Genomic DNA, 21,086 nt, shown 5'->3' with positions numbered 1-21,086 from the left:
TTATGCCTAATTCATTTATTACCACTCCCATTAGATACTTATTGGCTTTTATTTCGCTATTTCTTGTTGTGTGGATGTCATTTCGATGGAATACAACGTTGAGTTTGCCTCAACAAATTGATGCGATACTACAAGTCATTAGTAACCCTTCTTCATTAGATGATTTTGGTAAGATAATTTTTATTGAATCACAATTACCACGTTTGGTAATGGCTATTTTAATTGGAGGGATGTTGGGCTTAGTGGGTAGTTTGATGCAACAATTAACTCAAAACTCACTTGTGTCGCCAATGACGTTAGGTACGGCTTCTGGTGCATGGTTAGCGCTCGTTGTAATGAATGTATGGTTTGCTGACTATGTTGCAGATTATGCTTCAATAGCTGCATTATTTGGTGCCTTAATTACTTTTGCATTGGTTGTTGCGATCGCCGGAGTTAATAATTTATCTGGGCTACCAATTGTACTTTCTGGTATGGCAGTTAATATTTTCCTGGGTGCAGTAGCGACGGCAATTATTTTACTAAATGATCAGTATGCGAAGAATTTGTTTATTTGGGGAGCTGGTGATTTAGCTCAAAATGGATGGGAGCAAGTGCAATGGTTACTTCCTAAGCTTTCTGTTTCTCTACTTATATTTGTTTTTGCCCCAAGAATTCTTGCGTTACTACGATTAGGTAATGTAGGTGCTGCCGCTCGTGGTTTAAATGTTATCCCTGCTTTCTTTGGACTGTTTGCCTTAGGCTTGTGGTTAGTCGCTTCGTCAATAACAACTGTGGGGGTAATTAGTTTTATCGGATTATTAGCCCCGAATATTGCTCGTCATCTAGGAGCAAGAACCCCAAGAGATGAATTGTTTTTTAGTTTGTTATTAGGGGTAACTCTTTTAGTTGGTACTGATCTTTTAGCTAGTATTATCAGCCAATACACAACTGATATTGTACCAAGCGGAACAGCGGCAGCGTTGATTGGAGCACCCGCATTGATTTGGTTTACACGTCGAACCATGAGTTCACAAGATCAATTGTCGATTAGCTTGCCAAAAGGAAAATCAATATTACCAATATGGCTCATTCCTTCGTTGGGCTTTGGTTTAATTGTGGTGTTATTTTTGGCCGTGATAGTAACAAAAGATTCGACTCAAACACTTCATCCATGGACAGTTCTTATTCCAAGTGAATTTAGTTGGGAGTTGAAGTGGCCAAGATTATTAACTGCATTATCTGCAGGCTCTGGTTTAGCGGTTGCTGGAGTGCTGTTGCAAAGACTGATTTATAATCCGTTAGCGAGCCCTGATATTTTGGGAATTTCTGCGGGAGCCACTTTTGCACTGATTGGTGGTAGTGTTTTCTTAGGATTTAATATTTTTGAGGCTGCACCATTAGTTGCCTTTTGTGGAAGTTTAACGGTTTTAGTTTTGCTACTAATTTTAGGTAAACGACATGGGTATGCTCCCTCTATGCTGATTTTAACAGGGATAGCATTAACAGCCTTAATTGATGCGTTAGTTCAGTTCTCATTAGCCAAGGGGAATGAAGATTCATACATTTTGCTTAATTGGCTTGCAGGTTCTACGTATCGAGTATCGGCGCAATCAGCGTTGATATTGTTTGTTTGTATCGTTTTATTACTGATATTTGCTTTGCTGACACATCGCTGGTTAACGTTAATTTCAGCAGGACGATTGTTCGCACAAGCGAGAGGATTAAGCGTAACTAAGAGTTTTATCGCATTGCTTATTTGTGTTGCATTACTTTGTGGTGCGGTTACTGCTACCATGGGCCCTGTTGCTTTTATTGGCTTATTGGCTCCTCATATGGCGGTTATTTTAGGAGCTAAAAAAGCCAAAGAACAAATCATTGTTGCGGCATTGATTGGAGCATTATTAATGATTATTGCGGATTGGTTCGGTCAGCATATTTTGTTTCCATCCCAAATAGCTGCCGGAACATTAGTTTCAGTGATCGGAGGGCTGTATTTTATTGGTTTGCTGATAAAAGGGCAGCGTTCTAAATATTAAGGACTTATAGAGTTCACTCATGGCTAACCTGTAAAGGTAGTAGCTAAACTATTTTTAATAAAGAATTTGATTATGATGAAAAAAGCATTGCTGTTGATAGCAATAACCCAAACGGTAGTTGCGAACGCGAGTGATTTAAGCTCGGCTCAAGTAATTCAAAATAAAACAAATACCGAAGCTTCTCAAAGCCAAACGCGTATCAATAAGAGTGCGGATAATACACTGTCATATCAAGCTGATATTGAACAACTAGAAGATGAGTTAAAAAATTTAGATGTTTATCGTAAGCATTTAACCGCGTTAGTTGATGATCAGCATCGTGAATTAAAGAACATTAATCAACAAATTTCAGACATTGAGCAAACAAGACAAGGTGTTGTGCCTTTGATGTATAAAATGATCGATGGTTTGAAAAATACGGTTAAAAATGACAAGCCACTTCGTGCAGAACAACGTTATCAGCGTATTGAAAAGTTAGAAACAGTGATGACCATTGCGAATGTGAGCGATGCTGAGAAATATCGTCGTATTTTAGAGGCGTATCAAATCGAGCTAGATTATGGGACCAAGCTTGGAGTTTATCAGGGAGAAATTTCTTTTGATAATGGTAAGAAAATTCAAGCAAATATCCTTTATTTAGGCCGCATATCCTTAATTGCGCGTAACTTTAACCAAGATAAATATTGGACTTGGGATCAGAAAGCAAAAGCGTGGATCTTATTAGATTCCTCGTTGAATTCTGAGTTAGATAAAGCTTATGCGGTCGCAAATAAAGAAATCGCCCCAAGTTTGCTTACTTTACCTGTATCACTAAATATTGCGGAGAAGAAATAAAATGAATTATGTAGTAAAACTTCTTTGCATCGGTTTATTAAGTCTTTCGTTTACTGCGAGTGCTCAAAGTGAGTTAACAAAGAGTGCACAGACCCATAATAAAGAACAAGCAACACATAATGCTCAAAGAGAGTCTGGTTTTAAATTAACAGAGAAAGAATACTTAGCTCAAAAGAAAGCGCTAGAAGAGCGTAAACGCAAGGTTCAAAATCAAATCGATATGCTAGCTAAAACTTTCAGTAAAAATGAAGGTGAATTAGCTAAACAAGAAGAAAAACTACGCTTAGATACAGGGAGCTTAGGTGAGCTATTTGGCGTGGTTAGACAAGCGGCAAAAGAATTAGAAAGTGAAAACCAAACCAGTGTTACTGGAGCGGATAGCACGCAATATTCGCAGGCGGTCACAAGCATCGTTGCTGCAAAAACATTACCTACGTTACCTCAGTTAACGGATCTATGGCTAAGTATGGATGAGCAGATCCAAGCAAGTGCTGAATTAAAAGAAACAGAGGTAAAGGTGATTGATGGAGAAGGGAATATCTCTCCACAATTAGCGTACCGTATTGGTTCTATTGGCTTAATCTCTGAGCAAGGTTATTTACATTGGGATGGTAAACGTCAAGATGCCACTTATTACAGCAAACAACCTGAAAATGGCCCAAGGCTAAACTCTCTATCTGAGCTGTCAGAAGGAAATGTCGAGACTATGATTGTCGATCCTTCAAGAGGTTTTATGCTAGATCAATTGACACTAACGCCAAGTTTATTTGAGAGATTACAAGCAGGTGGTGTCGTTGGTCAGATTATTCTTACCTTACTTGTTATCGGCTTAATTATTGCGATATTTAGAGGAAGTAAACTTGCTCTTGTACAGCAGCAAATCAAAAAACAGTTAAAGACACCCGAAACCCCTACAGATAACCCATTAGGAAGAATTTTATCTGTTTATGATGAAGAAAAGCATCGTAATGTAGAGTCTCTTGAGTTACGACTATTAGAAGCGATAGTCGATGAACAGCAAGGACTTGAAAAAGGACTTTCAATGCTCAAGCTACTTGCAGCACTAGCACCGATGTTAGGTCTATTAGGAACCGTAACAGGTATGATTGAAACTTTCCAAGTGATTACTCAGTTTGGTAATGGTGACCCTAAAGTGATGGCTGGCGGAATATCCATGGCACTTGTTACCACAGTTCTTGGTTTAGTCGCAGCAATGCCCTTACTGTTTGCACACAATATCTTAAGCACTCAAGCTGAAAATGTTCGTAGTATTTTAGAGAAACAAGGTATTGGTTTAGTGGCGATTCAAGCTGAAAAACAACAAGCAAAATCGACTGTAGGAAATGAGATCTAATGGTAGTGTCATGGCTACATAATTGGCTTGATACCTTAATGCAGTTTATGGAGCAGGGCGGACACATTCTGTGGTGGCTTGCTGCTGTTGTCATTGTATGTTGGTTGTTTGTCGTTGAGCGAGTAATTTACTTGTTTTTTTACTTTCCAAAGCGACGTCAATTATGGATCTCGCAATGGCATCAACGTGAAGAGCATGATTCTTGGCATGCCCATGCAATTCGAGATAGTTGGCTAAATCAAGCGCATATAGAACTTAATCAGCATTTGAATTTTATTAAATGGTTAGTGTCAATTTGCCCAATGCTTGGATTATTAGGCACAGTAACAGGAATGATTTCCGTGTTTGATGTGATGGCAACATTAGGCAGTAGCCAGCCTAAGCTAATGGCATCGGGTATTTCTTTAGCGACATTGCCTACAATGGCTGGAATGGTTGCAGCACTAGCTGGCTTATTTGTTCACGCTCGACTTTCAAAGACCTGCCGTTTACGTGAATTAAAACTTGAAAAATCATTAAGGAGTCCGAAATGAGACTCGGAAGACGTGATACAAAAACAGAAGAAGCACAAATCGATCTTACTTCCATGCTGGATATCGTATTTATTATGTTGATCTTTTTCATTGTAACCAGTTCGTTTGTACGTGAATCAGGGGTTGAGGTAAATCGACCAGAAGCATCGAATGTGGTTAGCCAGAAAGACGCAGGCATATTTGTTGCGATTAATTCATCAAATGACATTTATATCGATAAGAGAGTAGTAGATGTAGAGCGTGTGCAAGCCACTCTTGAACATTTGCTATTAGAGCAACCTGAAGCCTCATTAGTGATTCAAGCTGACGAACATGCTTATAACGGAACGGTTGTAAAAGTAATGGATGCTGCAAAAGGTGCTGGTGTTAAGCAAATCGCATTAGCAGCGGAGAAGCGATAATGTTTAGGTTATTAATGGCGTTGCCAATTGCTGTTGCCATTAGTATTGCTTTGTTTTCTTTAATGGCATGGATGGTTGATAATGGTAATCAAGCAAAGCCAGAGGCAAGTGAACAGTTAAGCTTTACCATGATGATGGTTGAACCGGAAAGTGAGATACAGCGTCGCCAACGTTCTGTACCAGAGCAGCCTAAACCATTAGAGCAGCCGCCAGAAGCAAAGTTTTCACAGTCTCAATCTGAAGTTTCTTCAGTGATGCCTGTGACACCAATGTCTTCATCTGGCTTAGATACCGCAATTAATGGTTTAAAAATTAGCGCCCCAACATTTGGAAGTTTTAAAACAAATCAGCAAGCGATGCCTTTGTATCGAGTTGAACCTAAATATCCAAGCCGTGCTTTAAAACGACGTATTGAAGGTTATGTGATTATGTCATTCTCTATTGATGAAACAGGGAAGCCATTTGCGATTTCTGTACAAGAAGCAAAGCCAAAACGACTATTTGATCGTGATGCGATGCGTGCGTTAAAACAGTGGAAATATCAGCCTAAGTTGGTCGAAGGAAAAGCGATTATTCAGCAAAACCAAACCGTAAGATTGGAGTTTAAATTAGCCGAATGATGAAGAAATTAGTACTAATGAGCATGTTAGTTGCGTGGGCTGTGAATGTACATTCGGCTGAATTAAGCAAATATACAGCTAATAAAGTGCAAAGAGCACAAAGCTTACAACAGCAAGAAAAGTTAAATGAAGCAATAGAAGTGCTTGATGGTGTCAATACATCGAAAGCTTATGATAAAGCGTTTGTTGCGCGTATGCTTGGCGTTTTTTATTGGGAAAATAACCAAAAATCGTTAGCGATAAAAAATTTAGACTACGCAGTATCCAGCGGAGAACTAAAAGATACTCAAGCATGGGTAACGGAGAGAATGCTTGCTGATCTTTTATTAATGGATCAACAATATAAAAAAGCACTCCCTCATTACTATCAGTTAGTTAAATCTATACCTAAGAATGAAAAAGGAAATGAACTCTGGCTTAGAATAGCTCAAATTCATTATCAGCTCTCAGAATTTAGCTCTACACTAAAAGCGATTCAGCGATATGAATCTTATCGCCAACCAGATTCGTTAACGCCTTTATCACTAAAATTTGGCTCTCAAGTGCAATTAAAACAATGGAAATCTGTGATCCCAACTTTAGAGCGACTCATTGTACTTGAACCAGAAAAATTGACATGGTGGCGTCAACTTGTGACTGCACATTTACAGTTACATCAAACAAAACAAGCATTAAGTGTTTTGGTATTAGCAGATAGAAAAGGCTTCCCCTTGCCTGAGCAAGATATTATGTTATTAGCTCAGCTATATGCAAAGCAAAGTATTCCAGAGCAAGCTGCTATTACGTTGAAGCGTTTATCAAAAGCAAATACAGATGTTGATTTATTGGTTGAACAAGCTGTGTATTGGCAACAAGCAAAAGAATGGCAGCAATCAATCTTTTATTGGGGGAAAGCGGCTAAAGTTTCTCCACGATATTATTGGCAAGAAGCTCAGTTATTGCTTCAACAAAAAGAGTACCAATTGGCTTTGGCTTCATTAGCTAAAGTGAGGGACCCTAAGAAAAAACAAGCGGTTTTACTTGCACAAGCAAAAGCATACTATAAGTTGAATCGTATCGAAGAAAGCTTAATTAAGGCGAAAAAAGCCAATGATATTACTAGTACAAATGAAACAAAAGGCTGGGTTAATTATCTATCAAATCTAAGAAAAGTGAGTGAAGATTCTTAGTATGCTAAATTAAGTTTAAGTCAGGAAAGTGCTAATACACTTTCCTGATTAATTTATTTAAACCATTAATTTTTTAAATTCTTCAATTGGAGCTCTTCCTCTAAGCGCCAAGAAGTCTAAAAATTGTTTAGGTGTATGGGTAATCACTTTATCCAGTGGAAAATCAATATCATCAATAAGTTGTTCAACTTTACTAAATTTACCAATGTCCTCACAGAAGTGCGCATCACTGCCAGTTGTTACGTATGCGCCTAGTCTTTTTGCGACTTTAGCTATTTCATAACAGCGATCAATACTTCCAATTCTAGTTTCCCCTTTTAGTGAGGTGTTATTTAGTTCTATAGCAACATTATATTCTGCTGCACAAGCAATAACCGCCTCAAAATCAAAATCAAAATTTGGATTTCCTAAATGTCCCAGAGCATCTACTCGATTTGAACGTATTACTTTGATCAATGCTTGAGTGTGTACTAGGCTATCTTTAGATGGAAATACAGGCTCATGAAAGCTAGCAATGACCCAATCGAGATGAGAGTCAACTGAAGGTGGTATATCGATTTCACCATCATTGCAAATATTCGCTTCACAGCCACGAACGATCGCAACGTTATGTATAAACCTAGGAAGAACTCGTTGGTTATTAAAAAACCAGTAATGGGTGCGCCAGGCATGGAAGAGGCGTGGTCGGTTGTACAGAACATAGGTAGACCGAGTTGCGATGCAGCAAATGCATTTTCTATTATTGTACTGTATGCGTGGCCACTAGCATAAGTATGGGTGTGTGTATCTACTTTAATGCGCATTTGTTTCCTCCATATAACAATAGTGCGATCAGTTTAACTTATTTTTGCAACTTTTATCTTTTACATTTGTCTGACAATGTGTAGGGAAAAGGAAACTACTATTAATATTGTCAATGATTAATGAAAAATGAATGGGAATATTTATGAATCATCAAGAAAGCGTAAAAATTGAATTGAACAGTTTAAGTATACAACAACTGCGCAATCTTCAGTCAATGGTAAGTCAAAAACTGAAAGAAAAAACAGCAGATAGTGAACGAGTAGATAATGCAATTCTTACTGATGAAGAGTTGGATATGCTAGCTCTAGTGATGAAGAACTAGCATCGATTTGTATTATTGAGTGTAAATCAAACTTAGCTCATGAATAACCATACTGAAACACCAATCATCAAGCTACCGGCAATTCTATTCATGATTTTGACGTTATTTGATTGTCCAAGAACACGTTTTAACCCTTTCCCGCCAACCGCATAAAGTGTCATACACAGAAATTCACACATCAAGATAATTGAGACCAAAGCTAGTAATTGTGGTGCAATTGCATGATTGCCATCAATAAACGGTGGTAATAAAGATATCATAAATGCCCAACCTTTCGGATTTGCAATCGCTGTAACAAACCCCTGAACAACTAAATCCCAATCTTTACCTTTCACGACTTCGGTTTGCTCACCTGACATAGCGAGTTTTCCCTTAGAGCGCCACATTTGTATACCTATATAAGCTAGATAACTCGCTCCAATGGCTTTAAAAATTGTAAATAACCACGGATAATTCAGCATAATTGCAGCAACGCCTAATACGGCAGATACAGCAACAAGTGCGACACCAATCAGTTCTCCAATCATCATCCAAAGTGTACGTTTATATCCAATACTCATTCCAAGGCTTAGTGCTAAGGTCATACACATACCTGGAGTTACAGATACAAAAAAGAAAGTGGGAATGAACGCCCAAAGAATTGCCGTATTCATTTACTTACAACTTAATCAACAAAGGTAAAGGCACAGAGTACGGAATTTATAATCTAATGCAATACATCCTTTTGGTTAATAATGTGATGTAAGTTCAACTTAATTTAGTTTTTAGATATTTAATGAATAATTGAGTTCTCGTATGTTCATAATCCAAAGTAGGGTAATAAGCATTCACTCTGGTATGGTCGGTGGTGATCTCTGGAAGAATAGGAACTAATGCACCAGATTGAAGATCATCTATAACCATTTGCTGGCTGGTTAATAATATCCCCATACCTCGCTTTGCTGCATGGAATAATGCTTCAGGGTTGGTAGTTGCAAAGTTACCACGTAACGTAACTCTTTTATTGTTTGCTAACTTAATTTCTTTAATTGGTCGTTCACCCCAAATGAGCATATTGTGTGCTTTCAGTTCATTAATGTTATTTGGTGTCCCATATTTATCGAGATAATCTTTAGAAGCGAAAAAACCAGAGTGATGCTCAAATAAATGCGTGGCTTTGTAGCTAAACGTATTGAGTTGCTCTAACTCACGGCTGATAAAAACATCGACATTATGCTCAGGAACTTGCCCTGGAAGAGTCGTAATTAGTTGAACTTTGATTTTTGGATAAGTGGCTAAGAATTCATCAAGATATTTAATGATAAATTTGGATCCAACTGCAAGCGTTGCGCCGATTTTTAATAGGCCTGCTGGAGTTTGGTTTATAGCCCGTGTTTCATCAACTAAATGTTGCCATTGATCTAACTGTAACCTTGCACGTTGATAAAAAAGTAGACCAGCTTCTGTTTGATGAACAGAACGTGTGGTTCGTGTTAAGAGTTGAACTCCAACACGCTCTTCAAGCCAATTAATACGTTTACTAATTGCTGAACCTGAAGTATTTAGTTGGTAGGCTGCTGCATTAAAACTGCCTTCTTCAACGACTTTAATATAGCTTTTTACACTCTCAATCCAATCCATAATTCGGTCCTGTTAGGAATTAATGTGATTCCTATATAGTCTATTATCATTTATATAGGGTCAATGTAAACTAACATTATGAATACGAATAATACAGATACATTGTCGCTAAGCCGATTAAATAAAACACCTTTGCTTTTAGCTATGATGATCATTGCTACGGGGCAAGTTGGTGTAAGTATCTATTTGCCTTCTTTGCCACTTATTAGCCAAGAACTGGGTATATCTTCAGCTGATGTTCAGTTACTTGTGACTTTATTTTTGGTCGGGTTTGGTGGCTCACAGCTATTTTATGGCCCATTATCTGATGCGTTAGGAAGACGTCCTATTTTTATATTGGGCCAGGGTGTGTATTTAGTTGGCACCTTGCTTTGCTTCACAATGACCGATAATTTTACGGCATTAGTCTTAGGTCGCTTATTACAAGGGTTGGGTGCTGGTAGTGCATCTGTATTAGGGCGGAGTGTTTTACGAGATAGTTATAGTGGTTACCACCTAACTAAAGCTATGTCTTACATATCGATTACTGCATCTATTTTACCTATTCTTGCACCTGTTATTGGAGGATGGATTGCATGGCACTTTAGTTGGCAGTGGGTTTTGGGTTTGTACTGATATATCTAATATGTATATTGATTATTGGTTACTTCATATTGCCTGAGACGTTACCTTACGCCCCTCAAAAGTTCAGTATTACTCAGACATTACGAGATTACACTGCGTTGATTAAAAATCCTCAAATTATCTCTAGTGCAGGATTAAATTGGGTGAGTTATCTTGCAAGTTTGGTTTCCGTGTCTCTTTTACCATTTTTACTACAAGATGGATTTGGACTAACTGCTGCAGAATATGGTCAAACCATGATTATTCCATCTGCTGGACTTATGATGGGAAGTTTTTTGCTTAATAGCTTAAATAAACGATGCTCGATAAATCAATTAATGAGCTTAGCGTTAGTGATTATGACTATCTCAGGTTTATGGTTACTTTTCGCTTCAACGTCCATTTTTTCACTGGTTTTTGCGTTTACTTTACTTGCAATAGCACAAGGGATCAGCTTTCCATTATCGATCAATTTATTACTTGCACCCCATACACATAAAGTAGGAACTATTTCCGCGTTGTCAGGCTCAGTTCAAATGTGTCTTTCCGGTCTTTTAGGTGGCTATTTAGTAAAAAACTGGGTAACGGACCAAGTAAATTTAGGCATATTTTATTTAGTGATAACCATAAGTATGCTATTGGTCTTATTGTGGAATAAGCAGGCACAGCCAAAATAAATGTCTTTTAAATCATAACCTTAGCGTTAATTTAGTGAAGGATGTTGTTATTTCATCTTTAGGTTATTTATTCTTGGAGTTAATAACTAAATAAATTGTCAATGCTGAATTTATATATTGATTTTGTATATTTGAGTGAATGAAATAACTGTTTAGTTTGATTTATCAGAATTTCTGCGTAAATAATAAAGTGTAACTTAATTGTTAAATATATTATGCAGGAGGCATTATGTATCACTCACACGAAATGTCATTACAGCTTACTCATTTGAGTCATGATGCTGTTCATCAACTTGCACCTTCCTTTTCTGGTCTTCCTAAAACAACCCATGCAGATGGTAATTATCGTTTACGACGGTATTCAGTTATCCGCATTGTTAATGAAAAAATCATCGAAACTAATAAGCATAATTTTGTTCAAAGCGAAGATATAAATCATTTTCAAGGTGATGTTCTTCGTGAGTTTGAAGCCATAGAGTCAGGTATTTTACATAGTGACGGTATGTTAGAAATGTGCCAGATCTTTATGGATTTAAATGATCTTCCAAATGGACAAGAAATTGAAATTCATCAAATGCGCATTGCTGCGATATATGATGAAACTGAAATAGCGCCAGAAGGTGTGCACCAAGATGGTTTCGACCACATTGCCATTATTGGTATTGATCGCTCCAATATAGACGGTGGAGAGTTATTGGTTTATGAAAATTCTGATGAAACCCCATTCTTTAAGAAGATCTTAGCCGATGGTGATGTGGCCCTTGTTGACGATAGAAAACTTTGGCACAACGGTAAACCAATCCGTTTAATTGATCAGCAGAAAGAAGGGCATATGGACGTTTTTGTTTTAACCGCTAAGGATAATGTTGATGAATTTCACTCCTAATAACGTTAGAACACAGTTTCTTTCTTTAACGCAAGAGGTAGACAATAAACCCGTTATTTTTTTGATGGACCGGGTGGCTCACAAGTACCTCAAAGTGTGATTGATTCCATGTCTCGCTATCTTGGTTTTTCCAATTCAAATTTGGGCGGACACTTTTTTTTCAGTAAAAATACAAATAATGTATTAAATCAAGCTCGACTTTCATGTGCGGCATTGCTCAATGCGAAGAGCGAAGAAAACATCATATTTGGCCCTAACATGACCTCACTTACTTTTCAGCTGAGTCGTGCCATTAGCCGAGAGTGGAAAAGAGGGGATGAGATTATTGTCACGGCACTTGATCACTATTCAAACGTATCAAGTTGGCAGCAAGCTGCAGAAGATAAAGGGGTGATTGTTCATCAAGTAAGAATTAAAGAAGATGACTGTACTTTGGATATGGAACACTTTTATTCATTGTTAACAGAAAAAACGAAATTAGTCGCAACCACTTATGCTTCTAATACCACAGGTTCAATTGTTGATGTGAAATCAATTGTTGAAGCAGCACATAATGTGAACGCTATGGTTTATGTGGATGCTGTTCATTATGCCCCTCATCATCTTATCGATGTGCAAGCGCTTGGGTGTGACTTTTTAGCCTGTTCGGCATATAAATTTTTTGGGCCTCATGTAGGCATTGCTTATGTTTCACCAAAATGGATGTATGCATTATCCCCCTATAAAGTTGAGCCTGCGACAAATGTTGGACCTGGTCGTTTTGAGACTGGTACTCAAAGTTTTGAAGCTTTAGCCGGTTTAACCAGTGCTGTTGAATATCTGGCTCAATGGGGAAGAAAGTCTCTTTCTTTAAGGGATAGGTTGAAAAAGAGCTTTGATCAATACCAAATACATGAAGATGAATTAACACAGCATTTTTTAAATAAACTTGCGGTACGTCCGTGGATACATTTATATGGCATTAATGATAAGAACAAATTGTTTGAGCGTACCCCGACATTTGCACTTCGTATTGATGGCATAAAGCCTGAAGAGATAGCAAAAGTATTAGCTGAATATAATGTGTGTGTGTGGAGCGGACATTTTTATGCGATTGGTTTAATTAAACAGCTAGGTTTTTATGAGCGAGGAGGTGTTGTCCGCATTGGTTTTATGCATTACAACACCATAGAAGAAATTGATTATTTATTTTTGCTTTTAGATGCATTTGCATAGAAAGCGGCAATGTCTCTTAAGTCTTGATCATTTAATCGTTGTAATTGGGCCTTCATCATTTGTGCTAGAGGGCCTTTCCTTTCATCGTTTTGATAGGATTTCATCGATAAATATAGATACATTTCATTTTGCATATCCAAATTAGGGTACGCACTATTGCTTGCCTTACCTGTTTCACCATGGCAGAAAATACAACTAGGCGCTTTTACTTTTCCTTTTACTGGATCACCATATTCATAGCTGTATACAGATGCAGAAAATGAAATTAGAAGAAGCAGAATGAATTTTTTCATAGAAAATCACGGTTAAAAAAATTCATTATTATTTAATTTGACTATAATTCAACTGATTAATTGTAAGTACATTTAACTTGCTAACTTATTTATATTATTACTTTTTCAGTTTTTTCTGATTTTGTGATCATTCAACTATGCTCAAAATAAGATGTTTTATATTTTATAGTGATCTTTTTTATTCTCTCTCTCGTAATAGATAGAAAATAGAGGGAGTCAATATGCATATTCAACAGGTAGAGGTTGTCACTCGAGTGAGCATTGCAGATAGACCGAACAGTGACAAAGACAGTTCGGTTCAAATAGATTCTTGGTTAAGAAAAGTCGGTGAGACGCAAGATAAAGTTGCATTCGCTGAGCTTTTTAAGTGGTTTGCTCCTAAGATCAAAATGTATGGTTTAAAACGATTTAATGATCAAAGTCTAGCAATGGACTTAGTTCAAGAAACTATGACGTTAGTTTGGCGAAAAGCCACATTATTCAACCGTAGCAAAGGCAATGCCTCAGGTTGGATTTTTACTATTATGCGTAACCATAGTTTCGATATGTTAAGAAAAATTCAAACTAATAAAGAAGATACAATTAGTGAGGATTTGTGGCCACTATACGACAAACAAGTTGAAACCAATTCGGTCGATTTCCTCGAGAATAAGAACCTTGAAAAAGCACTTATGCTATTGCCATTACCTCAACGAATTGTTATTGAAGGACTATATGTGCAAGGGCTAACTCAGCAAGAGTTATCTGAACAGCTTGCAGAGCCAATAGGAACGATAAAATCTCGATTACGCTTAGCGTTAACTAAATTGCGTCAGGAGTATGAGCATGAATAAGATCACTTACCATCCCAAAGATGAGCTTTTGAGTTCTCATGCAAATGGTGATTTACCCGAATCATTAGCGGTGGCTATTTCGTTACACTGTGAATTATGTTCACAGTGTCAAAAGAAACTTGATGCTATTACCAATCGTCTTGCGAGCAAAACATGGGATTCAACAGCCAGTAAAGAAGAAAAAGAAGCCAATGAGAAAGCAAGTGACAGTGATGGTTTCGACTCCATGCTAGCTAATATCATGGCATTAGAAATAGAGCCTACTCATTTAGCCCCAGAGCCTGTATACACATTATTTATTGATGATAAAGAATACCAGCTTCCTTACATTTTACATCGATACGACAACTTAAAATGGAACCATTTAGGTGCAGTGAGTCGAACTCGTTTAAATGAGGAACAAGACACTCGTTCTAACTTGCTTCATATTAAGCCCGGTGGTGAAATTCCTCATCATACTCACAAAGGATTTGAGTTAACCCTATTACTCGATGGCAGCTTTGAAGATGAATCCGGTCATTATCAAAAAGGGGATTTTATTTGGCTAGACGCATCAAATAGTCACAGCCCTAAAACGTCAGAAGGTTGCTTGTGTTACACGGTTCAAAATGCACCACTATACTTTAAACAAGGGTTAAGTAAGTTATTCAATCCAATTGGAAATTTATTGTATTAGCAACCATACTTAAATAATGAATATAAAAGATCACAGGATGTGATCTTTTATATTTCACTAAGCGTATATAGGTGTATGACTAAGATAAAAGGAAGTACAGATATGGATCATTCTGGCTTTATTCAAAAATTTATCGCTTTATACGGCGGGCTAAACAAACATACACTGCATCATCTCTCAGAAATCTATTCTTATGATGTTCAGTTCATTGATGCTGTTCACGAAATTAATGGAATTGATGAACTAACCGACTACTTCACGCATCTGTACACGAATCTTATTGAATGTAAATTTACCATCCATCATGTAATTGAAGATATTAATTTAACACAAGGTGAAGCGACGCTTTTTTGGACAATGAATTATAAACATCCAAAAATAGGTAAAGGTAAAAGCATCAGTGTTGAAGGTGTCTCTCATATTAAATTCAATGATAAAGTTTTTTATCACAGAGATTTTCTTGATATGGGACAAATGGTTTACGAGCATTTGCCTCTTATTGGCCCTATGGTTAAGTTCATTAAAAAGAGGGTGCAAGCATGAGAAATGTATTAATCACAGGAGCCACTTCCGGAATTGGACTTTCTTTAGTTGAAAAATACCTACAAGCAGGTGACAAAGTATATGCGTGTGGTCGTAATTTCCAAGCGTACCTAAAATCATCGTCGCTTATTGATGCAGAGAAGAGTGATAAGTTAGTTAAAATTGTATTTGATATGAATCACCATGATGCAATTATAGATGTACTTACCGAGGTTGAGTCTTTAGATATTGCGATTCTTAATGCTGGCACCTGTGAATACATTGATGATGCAATGGGATTTGACGCTGAGCTATTTGAGCGAGTTATCAATACTAATGTGATATCTATAGGTTATTGCTTGCAAGCGTTACTTCCTAAAATGAAACAAAAAGGTCATCTTGCATTAATGGGATCAAGTGCTGCTTTTGTTCCCTTTCAACGTGCTGAAGCTTACGGAGCAAGTAAGGCTGCTATTCATTATTTAGCGCAATCACTGCAATTGGATATACCAAAAGAAAGATTAACCATCAGTGTTATCGCCCCTGGTTTTGTAAAAACACCATTAACAGATAAAAATGATTTCCCCATGCCAATGTTGATAGAGCCGGATAAAGCCGCAGATCACATTATTAATGGAATTAATAACAATAAACAACACATTCATTTTCCATTTCCTTTTACTCGTTTTCTCATCTTGATGGGGGCACTTCCTTCGTGTATTTGGCAATGGATGGCTTTAAGGATGAAACGAAAATGAAAAAAATTGCCGTAGTTGGAACAGGTATTTCGGGCTTAGTTTGTGCACATTTATTAAGTCGAGAGCATCAAGTTACTGTATTTGAAGCCAATGATTACATTGGTGGGCATACTGCAACAAAAACAGTAAAAGCAGAAGGAAAAGAGTGGGATATTGATACTGGATTTATCGTTTTTAATAATAGAACTTATCCAAATTTTATTGAGCTGTTAACTCAACTTGGCTTATCTGGGCAAGAAACAGAAATGAGTTTTAGTGTAAAAAACGTGATCTCAGGTTTGGAATATAATGGACATAATTTAAATACGTTATTTGCTCAACGTTCAAATATTTTTAATACTAAATTTCTCTCATTGATTAGCGAAATTCTACGTTTTAATAAACAATGTAAAGCTTTATGGCATAAAGAGCATATTGATGCTGACTGTACCTTGGGTGATATGCTGCACGAAGATGGTTACAGTACCTATTTTGCTGAGCATTATATCTTACCGATGGGAGCCGCAATTTGGTCATCTAGCCTGCAAGATATGAAAAGCTTCCCGTTGCATTTCTTTGTTCGTTTTTTCCATAATCATGGGTTATTGGACATAGCAAATCGTCCACAATGGTATGTTATTCCTAATGGTTCGTATTCTTATATCGCCCCTTTGATTGAGTCATTTAAAGATAATATCCATCTTAACAGTCCAGTTACTGGTGTGGTTCGTCATGATAATGGAGTGACATTAACCATTGATAATCAGCATGAGCATGAATTTGATGAGGTGATTTTAGCTTGTCATAGTGACCAATCGCTAGCGATGCTAACGGATATTTCAGAGCAAGAAAAAGAAGTTCTGTCTAAACTGACTTATCAAGAGAATGAAGTGGTGCTGCATACGGATGAAAGCTTGTTACCTATGCAAAAGCGAGCATGGGCAGCATGGAATTATCATTTGGATGTGACCGACAAAAATCGTCCTTCTAGCGTGACCTATAATATGAATATTCTTCAAGGTCTAGAAACCAAAGAAACCACCTTTTGCGTGACGTTGAATAATTCACCGCTTATTCATAAAGACAAAATATTAGGAATGTATAAATACGATCATCCAGTATTTAATTTAGATACATTAGAAGCTCAGCAACGTAGAGAAGAAGTGTGTGGACATAATCATACACACTTTGCTGGTGCTTATTGGTACAACGGATTCCATGAAGATGGAGTAAGAAGTGCGTTAGATGTGTGCCAACGCTTTGGGATAAGTTTATGAGTGTGCATCAAGCAGATTTGATCCATTCCTGTATTTATCACGGTGATGTTAGACATCGCCGTTTTCAAACTCGTGAGCACAGTTTTAGCTATGAAATGTTTTTTATTGCTTTAGATCTTGATGAGTTAGAGCAAACAGAGTCCGTTGGGTGGTTTAGGAAAAATCGCTTTTCACCGTTGTCATTTCGCCGTTCAGATTATCTTGGTAAGGCAGAGCAACCGTTAAAACAAGCGGTGTGGGATAAAGTGGAAGAGCTTGGTGGTTTATCACTTCAAACACGAGTTTTATTTGTTGGCCAAGTACGCTGTTTTGGCGTCTATTTTAGTCCAATTAATTTGTATTATTGTTACGACAAAAATGACCAATTGACTTATTTGTTAGCGGAAGTGAGTAATACGCCATGGAATCAAACCCATTATTATTTAATCGAAATGGATTCCGATAAAATCATTGATAAAGCTTTTCATGTCTCGCCATTTTTAAACTTAGAGATGAAATATCATTGGTTCGTTAAAGCCCCCAATAAACACCTCTCATTGCATTTAGAAAATCGTGGTCTGGATAAAAACCAAGAAAAAATCTTTGATGCGACCATTTCGATGACAAGAAAGCCATTTAATTCAAAAAATATTAAACAACAAGTGATCTCAATTCCGATGATGACCGTAAAGATAGTATATGGAATTTACTGGCAGGCACTGAAATTATGCTTAAAACGAATACCGTTTGTGCCTCATCCAGAAAAGTAGGGGGAACCATGTCTAATAATCAAATCAATTCTGTTTCGATAGAAAATCAACAAGTAGAACCTGTAAGTTGGATTGATGGTCTGGCAAGAAAGGTGTTAATTGACTATTTAGGTAAAATGTCTCAAGCATCTTTAACCATTTACGATCAAATTGGCCAAGTCACTTTAGGAAATCCAGATGCAACGTTAGAAGCCGTTGTGGAGATTCATAATACGCAAGCGTATCGAAAAATTTTATTCGGTGGTGGTATCGGTGCCAGCGAAGCTTATGTTGCTGGATGGTGGACAAGTCCGAACTTAACCAAAGTGATTCAAGTGTTAGGTCGTGAGCAGGGCGTGTTAGATAGAGTTGAAAACAGTTTTAGTAAAATTATTCAATTTTTCGACTTGTTAAACCATAAACGCAATAAGAATACCGAGCATGGTTCAAAGAAAAACATACTGGCTCATTATGATTTAGGGAATGAAATGTATAAAACATTCCTTGATAAAGAAATGCTGTATTCAAGTGCCATTTATCCACATCAAGAAGCCAATTTGGAAGAGGCTCAGTTATTTAAATTACAAACCATTTGTGAGCGTTTGGAGCTAAAACCCGGTGAAACCCTTCTTGAGATCGGAACAGGCTGGGGAGCATTAGCCATTTATGCTGCACAGAATTATGGTGTAAAAGTCACAACCACAACCATATCAGACGCTCAATACGAGTATGCCGAGCAGCGAGTGAAACAGTTGGGTTTGGAAGATTCAATTACCTTGTTAAAACAAGATTACCGTACGTTAGAAGGTCAATACGACAAGTTAGTGTCGATTGAAATGATAGAAGCAGTAGGACACGAATATTTAAGCACTTTCTTTGATGTGTGTAGCCAGCATTTAAAGCCGGAAGGAAAGATGCTTATTCAAGCAATTACCATCTCTGACCAACGCTATGACAAATACCGTAAGAGTGTTGATTTTATTCAGCGATACATTTTCCCTGGTGGGTGTTTACCTTCAGTGAGTGTCATGGCAAATAAAGTGGCTGAGAACACGGATATGGTGATCACTTCATTGCATGATATTGGGTTGGATTACGCCAAAACATTGAATCATTGGTATCAACGTTTTGATAAATCTGCCGGTGAGTTAAAAGATATGGGATATGGTGATGACTTTATTCGTCTTTGGAAATTCTATTTATGTTATTGCGAGGGTGGATTTCTTGAAAGAAAAATCAGTACTGTTCACCTTGTTGCCGCAAAACCACAACATGGTGTTGTTTAAGTCCATTGATATAGATTGTTAGTAAAGTTTTTTGCAAGTGATTTTTATAGATTGATGTTTGCAAATTATTGTTTAGGAGGCTGCCATGCAACGTTATTTCCCTCTGATTAATGCCGTGTGGTTTCAGCTTGCCTGGCTTGCTGCCATCATTTACAAGCAGCAAGCCATTCCTTTTTTATTACTTTCTGTATTGATCCATTTGTGGGTATCACCAAGTCGAAAACAAGATGCCATGATGATCACGGTTATTGGTATTATTGGTGTTATTAGTGATTCCTTCTTATCGTTAATCGATATCTTTGCTTTTGCCAATAACGTCATTATTCCTATTTGGTTAATTATGATTTGGGCTCACTTCTCTATTGCTTTAAATCACAGTTTGAAGTGGTTAAGCCGTTTTCATATCGTCGCTATCTCTTTATTTGGTGCCATTGCGGGGCCTTTAAACTATCTCGCAGGACAACGACTTGGCGGCGTTGAGTTTGTCTATTCATTAAATATCACTTTATTTGCTGTTGCGGTGATCTGGGCTGTCAATTTACCCGTATTTATTATTATTCAGAAACGAATAAATCAAAGAATACAGGAAAGGGGAGTTCACATGGCGAAGCAAATCAACATGCTCATTCTAGCGGGGTTGTTAATAACAAGTAGTGTTCAATCCGCGCCATTATCTGGGTTAGAAAGTAGCGGTAAATCGGAATTAACTTGGTATCTCATTTCAGTTTATCAGGCACAACTTTTTACTTCATCAGGTCAATTTACTTATGGTGAATACCCACAGGCCTTAGAAATCGAGTATTACCGTAATATATCCAAAGAAAACTTAATAAAAGCGACAAAAGAGCAATGGCAAAAACAAGCCATCAACCATCCAGACTTAAATAGTTGGTTAGAGCAATTAGAGAACGTTTTTCCTGATGTGAAACCAGAAGATAAACTTGTATTTACTATTGATGAAAACGGAACCAACGAATTCTTTTTAAACAATAAACCCATAGGAAGCATCGCAAATTCCGATTTCTCACAGCTGTTCTTGGATATTTGGGTGTCAGAAAAAACAACGTATCCCGACCTGCGATTAGAACTGATAGGAGCCGAGTAATGAAAAAGCTTATTTTTGTGCTGCTCAGTTTCGTTTTAATGGGGTGTTCATCTCAAGAGGTTAGTGATTACGCTGAAGTAACCCGTCATTTTCAATGAAAGCGTTTTTTCAAGGTGACTTAAAAGCAGAGGGAATAGTAAAAGGATTTGATGGCAAAGTAGTAAGAACATTCACGGTTGATTTGCAAGCCAGTTGGAAAGAAAACACATTAACGTTAGATGAACAGTTTTTATTTAACGATGGCGAAAAACAAAATCGCACTTGGGTTATTCAAGATTTAGGTAACCAAACCTATACAGGAAAAGCCAATGACATTCTTGAACAAGCCACCGGAGAGAGTGCAGGTAATGCGCTACATTGGAAATATGCCATGGTATTGGAGGTGGATGATTCACAGTATGAAGTTGAATTTGATGATTGGATTTATCAAATATCAGAGTCTGTGGTGATCAATCAAACTGCCATTTATAAATGGGGAATACAAGTCGGGGAAGTCATACTTGTTATCCGAAAATAGCGCACTTAAAAAATACCAAAACCACTTACCTTTTTACTCCCCCGTCAAAGGTAGGT

At 37.3% G+C, this 21,086-nt stretch carries 21 protein-coding genes and 3 pseudogenes; 20 read left to right on the top strand and 4 right to left on the bottom strand.

Annotated elements, in window-relative coordinates; genetic code table 11:
- Positions 1–2: 2 nt before the first annotated feature.
- From fhuB to AAFX60_018130, 7 genes are all read left to right on the top strand, one after another.
- Positions 3–2,018, top strand: coding sequence for a Fe(3+)-hydroxamate ABC transporter permease FhuB (gene fhuB, locus AAFX60_018160; protein ID XDF79097.1), 2,016 nt, complete (start codon positions 3–5; stop codon positions 2,016–2,018).
- A gap of 72 nt (positions 2,019–2,090) precedes the next feature.
- Entirely contained in the window at positions 2,091–2,852 is a 762-nt protein-coding gene (locus AAFX60_018155) for a DUF3450 domain-containing protein (GenBank protein XDF79096.1), read from the top strand.
- Between the two features lies 1 nt (position 2,853).
- Positions 2,854–4,206: a MotA/TolQ/ExbB proton channel family protein gene (locus AAFX60_018150; protein XDF79095.1), complete on the top strand. Its 1,353-nt coding sequence runs from the start codon at positions 2,854–2,856 to the stop codon at positions 4,204–4,206.
- Complete coding sequence (locus AAFX60_018145; protein XDF79094.1) at positions 4,206–4,739, top strand: MotA/TolQ/ExbB proton channel family protein; 534 nt, start codon at positions 4,206–4,208, stop codon at positions 4,737–4,739. The genes AAFX60_018150 and AAFX60_018145 overlap by 1 nt, the downstream gene beginning before the upstream one ends.
- Positions 4,736–5,140, top strand: a complete 405-nt coding sequence (locus AAFX60_018140) for a biopolymer transporter ExbD (protein ID XDF79093.1) — start codon at positions 4,736–4,738, stop codon at positions 5,138–5,140. Before AAFX60_018145 ends, AAFX60_018140 begins: the two co-directional genes overlap by 4 nt.
- On the top strand, positions 5,140–5,760 hold the full coding sequence (locus tag AAFX60_018135) for an energy transducer TonB (GenBank protein XDF79092.1): 621 nt from the start codon (positions 5,140–5,142) through the stop codon (positions 5,758–5,760). Before AAFX60_018140 ends, AAFX60_018135 begins: the two co-directional genes overlap by 1 nt.
- Positions 5,757–6,929, top strand: a complete 1,173-nt coding sequence (locus AAFX60_018130) for a hypothetical protein (protein ID XDF79091.1) — start codon at positions 5,757–5,759, stop codon at positions 6,927–6,929. The genes AAFX60_018135 and AAFX60_018130 overlap by 4 nt, the downstream gene beginning before the upstream one ends.
- Before the next feature lie 57 nt (positions 6,930–6,986).
- Here the strand turns inward: AAFX60_018130 and AAFX60_018125 are convergent.
- Positions 6,987–7,732 (bottom strand): annotated as a pseudogene (locus AAFX60_018125) (phosphatase).
- A gap of 143 nt (positions 7,733–7,875) precedes the next feature.
- On the opposite strand from AAFX60_018125, the gene AAFX60_018120 reads away from it, so the two are divergent.
- Positions 7,876–8,055, top strand: coding sequence for a hypothetical protein (locus tag AAFX60_018120; GenBank protein ID XDF79090.1), 180 nt, complete (start codon positions 7,876–7,878; stop codon positions 8,053–8,055).
- 32 nt (positions 8,056–8,087) lie between these two features.
- On the opposite strand, the gene AAFX60_018115 is transcribed toward AAFX60_018120, so the two are convergent.
- Entirely contained in the window at positions 8,088–8,708 is a 621-nt protein-coding gene (locus AAFX60_018115; GenBank protein XDF79089.1) for a LysE family translocator, read from the bottom strand.
- A gap of 94 nt (positions 8,709–8,802) precedes the next feature.
- Positions 8,803–9,675 (bottom strand): LysR family transcriptional regulator, encoded by an 873-nt coding sequence (locus tag AAFX60_018110; protein ID XDF79088.1) that lies wholly within the window; start codon positions 9,673–9,675, stop codon positions 8,803–8,805.
- Between the two features lie 78 nt (positions 9,676–9,753).
- Here AAFX60_018110 and AAFX60_018105 point away from each other — a divergent pair.
- The 3 genes and pseudogenes from AAFX60_018105 to AAFX60_018095 all read left to right on the top strand — a co-directional run bounded on the left by AAFX60_018105 (position 9,754) and on the right by AAFX60_018095 (position 13,056).
- Positions 9,754–10,955 (top strand): annotated as a pseudogene (locus AAFX60_018105) (multidrug effflux MFS transporter).
- Between the two features lie 229 nt (positions 10,956–11,184).
- A complete protein-coding gene (locus AAFX60_018100; protein ID XDF79087.1) occupies positions 11,185–11,841 on the top strand; it encodes a 2OG-Fe dioxygenase family protein in 657 nt (218 codons plus the stop codon).
- Positions 11,825–13,056: pseudogene (locus AAFX60_018095) on the top strand (cysteine desulfurase-like protein). Before AAFX60_018100 ends, AAFX60_018095 begins: the two are co-directional and overlap by 17 nt.
- Here the strand turns inward: AAFX60_018095 and AAFX60_018090 are convergent.
- On the bottom strand, positions 13,023–13,349 hold the full coding sequence (locus AAFX60_018090; GenBank protein ID XDF79086.1) for a cytochrome c: 327 nt from the start codon (positions 13,347–13,349) through the stop codon (positions 13,023–13,025). The pseudogene AAFX60_018095 and the gene AAFX60_018090 sit on opposite strands and share 34 nt — an antisense overlap.
- 221 nt (positions 13,350–13,570) lie before the next feature.
- On the opposite strand from AAFX60_018090, the gene AAFX60_018085 reads away from it, so the two are divergent.
- From AAFX60_018085 to AAFX60_018045, 9 genes are all read left to right on the top strand, one after another.
- Positions 13,571–14,182 carry a sigma-70 family RNA polymerase sigma factor gene (locus tag AAFX60_018085; GenBank protein XDF79085.1) on the top strand — a complete coding sequence of 204 codons (612 nt, stop codon included), beginning with the start codon at positions 13,571–13,573 and terminating at the stop codon, positions 14,180–14,182.
- Positions 14,175–14,858 (top strand): ChrR family anti-sigma-E factor, encoded by a 684-nt coding sequence (locus tag AAFX60_018080; GenBank protein ID XDF79084.1) that lies wholly within the window; start codon positions 14,175–14,177, stop codon positions 14,856–14,858. Before AAFX60_018085 ends, AAFX60_018080 begins: the two co-directional genes overlap by 8 nt.
- 102 nt (positions 14,859–14,960) lie before the next feature.
- The gene (locus AAFX60_018075; protein ID XDF79083.1) at positions 14,961–15,401 is read left to right on the top strand and encodes a nuclear transport factor 2 family protein; all 441 of its coding nucleotides are present in this window, start codon (positions 14,961–14,963) and stop codon (positions 15,399–15,401) included.
- Positions 15,398–16,138 (top strand): SDR family NAD(P)-dependent oxidoreductase, encoded by a 741-nt coding sequence (locus AAFX60_018070; GenBank protein ID XDF79082.1) that lies wholly within the window; start codon positions 15,398–15,400, stop codon positions 16,136–16,138. Before AAFX60_018075 ends, AAFX60_018070 begins: the two co-directional genes overlap by 4 nt.
- A complete protein-coding gene (locus AAFX60_018065; GenBank protein XDF79081.1) occupies positions 16,135–17,394 on the top strand; it encodes an FAD-dependent oxidoreductase in 1,260 nt (419 codons plus the stop codon). The genes AAFX60_018070 and AAFX60_018065 overlap by 4 nt, the downstream gene beginning before the upstream one ends.
- Complete coding sequence (locus AAFX60_018060) at positions 17,391–18,143, top strand: DUF1365 domain-containing protein (GenBank protein XDF79080.1); 753 nt, start codon at positions 17,391–17,393, stop codon at positions 18,141–18,143. The genes AAFX60_018065 and AAFX60_018060 overlap by 4 nt, the downstream gene beginning before the upstream one ends.
- An 8-nt stretch (positions 18,144–18,151) precedes the next feature.
- A complete protein-coding gene (locus AAFX60_018055; protein XDF79079.1) occupies positions 18,152–19,408 on the top strand; it encodes a cyclopropane-fatty-acyl-phospholipid synthase family protein in 1,257 nt (418 codons plus the stop codon).
- 85 nt (positions 19,409–19,493) lie between these two features.
- Positions 19,494–20,513, top strand: a complete 1,020-nt coding sequence (locus tag AAFX60_018050; GenBank protein ID XDF79078.1) for a DUF2878 family protein — start codon at positions 19,494–19,496, stop codon at positions 20,511–20,513.
- A 94-nt stretch (positions 20,514–20,607) separates the two neighbouring features.
- Positions 20,608–21,030 (top strand): DUF3833 domain-containing protein, encoded by a 423-nt coding sequence (locus AAFX60_018045; protein XDF79077.1) that lies wholly within the window; start codon positions 20,608–20,610, stop codon positions 21,028–21,030.
- The last annotated feature ends 56 nt before the right edge of the window (positions 21,031–21,086 follow it).

The organism is Aliivibrio fischeri, from assembly GCA_038993745.2.
Taxonomy (GTDB): domain Bacteria; phylum Pseudomonadota; class Gammaproteobacteria; order Enterobacterales; family Vibrionaceae; genus Aliivibrio; species Aliivibrio fischeri_B.
The sequence above is the reverse complement of the archived record's forward strand: the minus strand, read 5'-3'. Positions and strand labels throughout refer to the sequence as shown.